Raw genomic sequence first — 5,647 nt, 5'->3', positions numbered from 1 at the left:
GAAGCAGTCAGCAGGGTTATTAAGGAAAAATTTCTCAGAAGTAAAATGCTAAGACACTCTACGTGCTTGCAACAAAGCCGTAGCGTTCAACATGGCATCCTTGGTCGTCACATCCAACACTTTTATTTTTCGAAAACGTTCCGGTTCTTTGATCGCGACATCATGAGCAAAGATCACAAACTTCGCTTTCTCGATGTCTTTCTCGGTAATTCGGTTGATGACGCCATTCGCCCCTTGGGTTTCGACTTTAATCTTAATGCCGAGTGCACAAGCTGCTTTTTCCAATGACTTCGCCGCTAAGAACGTATGTGCCACACCGGATGGACAAGATGTAACCGCCAAAACATCCGCCTCACCTTCGCCTTGAACAGAACCATATACTTGAGAATGACCTGTATAACTCTCATCTTCGGTGACGGTTTTCTTTAGTGCAATCACGATCAATGCCGTGGTAACTGAGCCCGCAATCGTGCCGATGATATAACCAATTTTTCCATCCACAACAGGGAGAACAATCCAACCGCCCCACGGTGCATGGTTCATTACGTGGAACATAAAGCCAATCACGTTACCGACAATGCCACCCGCCACAATAGCGGGTAACACTCGTGCAGGGTCGCCAGCGGCAAAAGGAATCGCACCTTCGCTAATACCGATCATCCCCATAATACCTGCGGCTTTCCCCGCTTCGCGTTCATCTCGCTTGAATTTACTCGGCGCCAAAAACGTGGCTAGTGCCATACCCAATGGCGGCGTACAAATCGCAATACCGACCCCGCCCATCAACCATGGTTGCGTGTTCACTTGGGTTTGAGCAAACAACGTCGCCACTTTGTTAATTGGGCCGCCCATATCAAACGCGGTCATTGCCCCAAGCACAGTTCCGAGCATTACTTTGCCTGAGCCCGCCATGCCCGTCAGCACTTCGTTCATGGTGGTCATTGCGCTGGCAATCGGAGCACCTATCACCCACATCACCGCGCCGCAAGTAACAAACGTACCGACTAGCGGATAAATAAAAATCGAGCCAAGCGAACTCATGCTGTCTGGTAGCCGAATTTTCTTTAATAGCCAAACGACAAAGCCAGCAAAAAAGCCGACCACAATTGCACCTAAAAAACCCGTATTGTAATGACTGACTGCAATCCAAGACCCAATCATACCCGGCGCAAGGCCCGGCTTGTCGGCAATGGAATAAGCAATGTAACCGCCAAGAACGGCAGTAAACAATGTCAGGCCAGCAATCCCCATTTGGGCAATATCGGCCAAAATGCCCTCTTGTGGTACACCACCGTGACCAGAGATCATCACCGACAACGACAACAACACACCTCCCGCAACGATAAACGGGATCATGTGGGATGTGCCAAACAGCAAGTGCTCTTTAATGCGGCCAAGTTTTTGCGCCCAAGGGCTCAGGGGTTCTGATGCAAATTCTAAAGAAGTTGGGAGAAATTCATTGGATTGGGTTTGAATATCATTCAGCATCTCAAGCGCTTCTTCTCGTGATTGAGCCAACTTGAGCTTTTCAACAAAGCCGTCTTCGATAATTTTGGTGGAAATTTGTGCCAATACTTCAATGTGATGATGGTCATCACCATCTGGAGACGCCAGCATGAAAAACACATCGGACAGCTCGCCATCTTCGGCGCCATAATCAATCCCATTACGGCTGATCCCGACCGCGACAGCCGGTTTCGCTACAGCATCACTTTTGGCATGAGGGATCGCAATACCATCATCAAATCCTGTGTTACCGATCTCTTCTCGTTTCCAAATATCTGCCAAGAACTGGCTTTGACTATTGAGTTTGCCGGCGGCCTCTAGCATCTCGACCAGCTCTTTGAGCGCTTCATCTTTGGTTTGAGCTTTTAGATCTAAACATATCGTTTCCAGCTCAATTAGGTTTGTGATGTCCATTGTTTTACCTTCCAATATTCACGCTCGAATATATACCCAAGTGAGTTTGAGATACAGGATCCCCTGGCTCGTATGCGTTCCTACTCATTTTATTTGGGCATAGATTAACCAGTGCCTACCCTTTGATATATAGGACTAAAAGTGCATTAACTGGATTAATGTAACATGAGATTCAAACTGTGATAGAGCTCTTGCGTTAATCCAGCTCAAATCAATTCAATCTGCGGTGGCTGTGTTAATATCCACAAAAAATAAAATGGATAGAACATGAAAATCGTAGCGGTGACAGCATGCCCTACAGGCATCGCTCATACTTATATGGCGGCAGATGCACTAATGAAAGCTGCGCCAAAACATAACGTGCAAATTAAAGTAGAAACGCAAGGTGCGATGGGGATAGAAAATCAGCTCACTCCTCACGATATCGCTCAAGCGGATCGGGTTTTGATTGTGTCGGATATTGAGATAGAACAACCTGGCCGATTCGAAGGGACGCGCAAAATTCAAATCCCCATTGAAGAGGTTTTGCTGAACGTCGACAAAGTATTCCTCGTCCACTGCCGCGACTAAATTTGCAGATGAACGAATACCAAATCACCTTTTTCGTCGATAATGCAAATGCCAGTGCGCACCTTGCTCAGCCACTCAATCGAGTGGCAAAGAAGTTCAAAAGTACCTTACATATCATTAATGTAACGCAAAATCGTGTTGCGGAACTCACCAAGTCCGTGGCGATTTTGCAAGCAGGTCTACAACAAGGTGATTTGTGTCAAATCACAGCGATTGGCATTGACGCAGAGCTGGCCTGCTTCGTCATCAAAGACATGATTGCTGAACACTTTACTGTAGTGGGATCTCATATCAACTATGAGTTTTCTAGCCAACTGGCCGAGCGTTTACCGCAAATTTGCCCACCTTGTGAAATCAAATGGCACTACGCCAAAGCGCATACCGAGCTCACCAAGTTTGAATGTCTTAAAGGATTAGCTCAGCTGATCCACCCCATTCATCCTGACGAACTGATCCTTGCTTTTATTAAACGCGAAGAACGTTCATCAACTTGCGTGACTCCGGGGATCGCTCTACCGCATGTGATGTTTTCAGGTGTTGACCACATTTCCATTGCCGTTATTGCAAATGAAAAGTCGATGGATTGGGCTTCAAAGATGGGTGATGTTCATCTGGCTATAGCACTGGTGATGCCAGAAAGGCCGACCCGAGATCAGATCATTGCGGCCACTACCCTCACACGAAATCTGCTTACCGATCAAATGGCGGAACGCCTACTACTAACAAAAAGCAGCGTCGACTTACAAGCGCTGCTGATGTACGCCATGTCGAGGCTGCTCGCCTAAACTTCTCTATGATTTACGCACTCTGACTGAAGGCTTAAATCGAACCACGATATTCCGTCGGCGTTCTGCCTGTACGGTTCTTAAATACTCGGCAGAAATAGTTCACGTCTTTAAATCCACAGCGCACTGACACGTCATTGAGTTTGAAGTTGTATTTCTTGAGCATAAACTTCGCACGATCCACTCGTACCCAAGTAATGTAGTCTGCCAAGGTCATGTGCCCCTGCTGACGGAACAAGCGCGACAAATGGTTCGAGGAAATACTGAATCTCGACGCAATGCTGTCACGCGTGATTGGGCGATGGAAGTTCTCTTGAATGTAAATGCAGATCCCTTGATAGAGATCTTGCACACGGCTATGTGACTGCTGCTCGACTGGTGCATCCAACATCGTCTTCGCGTATTGCAGTAATGCTTGCAGTAAAAGCTCATCCATTGGTTTTTTAGTATTCTCACGAGCCAGTGAGCTCAACGCTTCTAAGATGTTATCTATCGCAAATCCTGAGCGTGTTTGGATGCTATGCTTTTGAATATCGTAAAAGTTTGCCTCACCTTTGCGTTTGCTCACCAAACTTAACCCAAGTTGTCGACGCCCAAACAAAATACTTAACACTGAGCAATCGGTATCCCAGTCTGGTTTATTCCAACAGTTAGGAGGAATAAATATCGCGTCGCCTTTTTTAGCAACGATGTGCGTTACTTTTCGATCATGACTTTCCATTTCATTAATATATTCCCCATCCAGAACTAACTCTAGGCGAGGGAAATTAACTTGATAGCTAAATTCAGGCGGCGTATGAAAATCTCCTGCAAACCAAATATTATGAAATGGCTCTCTTTCATTTAATACCACTGAAATTAAATCATGAAAAATCATTGTCTCACACTCTATATATGCATCAATGATGCTATTTGCTATAGATATACACCGGACTGGATTTTTGTGCTATTGAGCAAAATCACACTTCCATTTTAATGTTACAAAAATCCAGTTAACGCATCAAATTTCCAGTAACAAAAACTCTATCAATAACACTCAATCCCTTTTTAAATGGGAGCAACGCCACATTTTACTTATCGTTTAGCTTCTTATCCATCATGTCACAGATATGCAGCTAGATTTGTCCAGTGAACGATCTAAATCACACTATAGTTAGTCGGTTACAATCCTCCAGTAAATGCATTTTTTCTTCACTACAGTCTTTTTCTCAGTAATTTAAAAATACCCCTGAAATAAAAATTATATTTATAGGGGTTCGACAATGATCACCAAACTAATAAATGAAGACTTAATTAAGCTTGATCTTAAAGCATCTTCAAAAGAAGACGTATTTAAAGAACTGGTTGCCGTTCTTCATGCCCAAGGTCGTATTTCTGACCAAACACAATTTCTTTCAGATATAAAAGCACGTGAAGAATTAGGAAATACCGGATTTGAAGATGGCGTGGCAATTCCACACGCGAAAAGCGCCGCTGTGATTGAACCGGCGGTTGTGATCGGCGTTAGCAAATCAGGTATCGAGTATGGCGCGGAAGACGGTTTACCTTCAAAGCTGTTCTTCATGATCGCTTCTCCAGACGGTGGCGATAACCACCATATCGAAGTACTTGCAGAGCTGTCCTCAAAACTGATTGAAGATGGTTTCATCGATGCGTTTTTAGGTGCAACAAACAGCCAAGACGCACTGGCACTCCTTCTTGCTAAAGAAGAACCGCAACCAGTGACAGATGCTCCAGCAAACCAAGGTTTCGTCATTGGTGTTACCGGTTGTCCTGCGGGCGTTGCGCACACCTACTTAGCAGCAGAAGCACTGGAGAAAGGTGCTGCGGCGATGGGTTACGAAATCAAGGTTGAAACGAATGGTTCAATCGGTGTGAAAAACAGTCCAACCGCAGAAGAAATCGAGCGTGCAGATGCCATCATCGTCGCATGTGACAAGCAAGTTGACATGAACCGCTTCGCGGGCAAACGCGTGGTTAAAACCAACGTAAAATCCCCAATCCGCGATGCTCAAGGACTGATTAATGAAGCGTTAAACGCACCGACGTACCAAGCTGAGTCCAATGGCAATACGCAAGCGTCGGTTGCCGACAAAGCTTCTCAAGCTCGTTCTGACTTATATCGCTACTTGATGAACGGCGTATCACACATGATCCCATTCGTCGTAACGGGTGGTCTGTTGATTGCCCTTGCTCTTGCCGTCGGTGGTCAGCCAAGTGAAGCGGGCATGGCGATTCCTGAAGGCAGCATGTGGAACCAAATCCTCAATGTCGGTGTGGTTGCCTTTACGCTGATGATCCCAATCCTTGCCGGTTACATTGCTTACGCGATTGCTGACCGCCCAGCTCTAGCTCCTGGCTTGATCGGTGGT

Annotated in this window: 5 protein-coding genes; 3 read left to right on the top strand and 2 right to left on the bottom strand. The window is 45.8% G+C overall.

Annotated features, from left to right (window positions below; genetic code table 11):
- Positions 1-48: 48 nt before the first annotated feature.
- Positions 49-1,920, bottom strand: coding sequence for a fructose-specific PTS transporter subunit EIIC (locus tag R7041_RS22485; RefSeq protein WP_318128719.1), 1,872 nt, complete (start codon positions 1,918-1,920; stop codon positions 49-51).
- Between the two features lie 267 nt (positions 1,921-2,187).
- Here R7041_RS22485 and R7041_RS22480 point away from each other — a divergent pair, with 267 nt between their 5' ends.
- Positions 2,188-2,490 carry a PTS fructose transporter subunit IIB gene (locus R7041_RS22480; protein ID WP_005463048.1) on the top strand — a complete coding sequence of 101 codons (303 nt, stop codon included), beginning with the start codon at positions 2,188-2,190 and terminating at the stop codon, positions 2,488-2,490.
- Between the two features lie 8 nt (positions 2,491-2,498).
- Positions 2,499-3,275, top strand: a complete 777-nt coding sequence (locus tag R7041_RS22475) for a PTS sugar transporter subunit IIA (RefSeq protein ID WP_025794178.1) — start codon at positions 2,499-2,501, stop codon at positions 3,273-3,275.
- Positions 3,276-3,309: 34 nt separating this feature from the next.
- Here the strand turns inward: R7041_RS22475 and R7041_RS22470 are convergent, their stop codons facing one another.
- Complete coding sequence (locus R7041_RS22470; protein WP_318128718.1) at positions 3,310-4,152, bottom strand: AraC family transcriptional regulator; 843 nt, start codon at positions 4,150-4,152, stop codon at positions 3,310-3,312.
- A 385-nt stretch (positions 4,153-4,537) separates the two neighbouring features.
- On the opposite strand from R7041_RS22470, the gene R7041_RS22465 reads away from it, so the two are divergent.
- Positions 4,538-5,647: fructose PTS transporter subunit IIA (locus tag R7041_RS22465; protein WP_318128717.1), on the top strand; the 1,110-nt coding region annotated here is incomplete at its 3' end.

Origin of the sequence: Vibrio sp. 1751, from assembly GCF_033339895.1 — a bacterium.
GTDB lineage: Bacteria > Pseudomonadota > Gammaproteobacteria > Enterobacterales > Vibrionaceae > Vibrio > Vibrio alginolyticus.
This window is presented reverse-complemented; position numbering and strand designations above follow the sequence as displayed.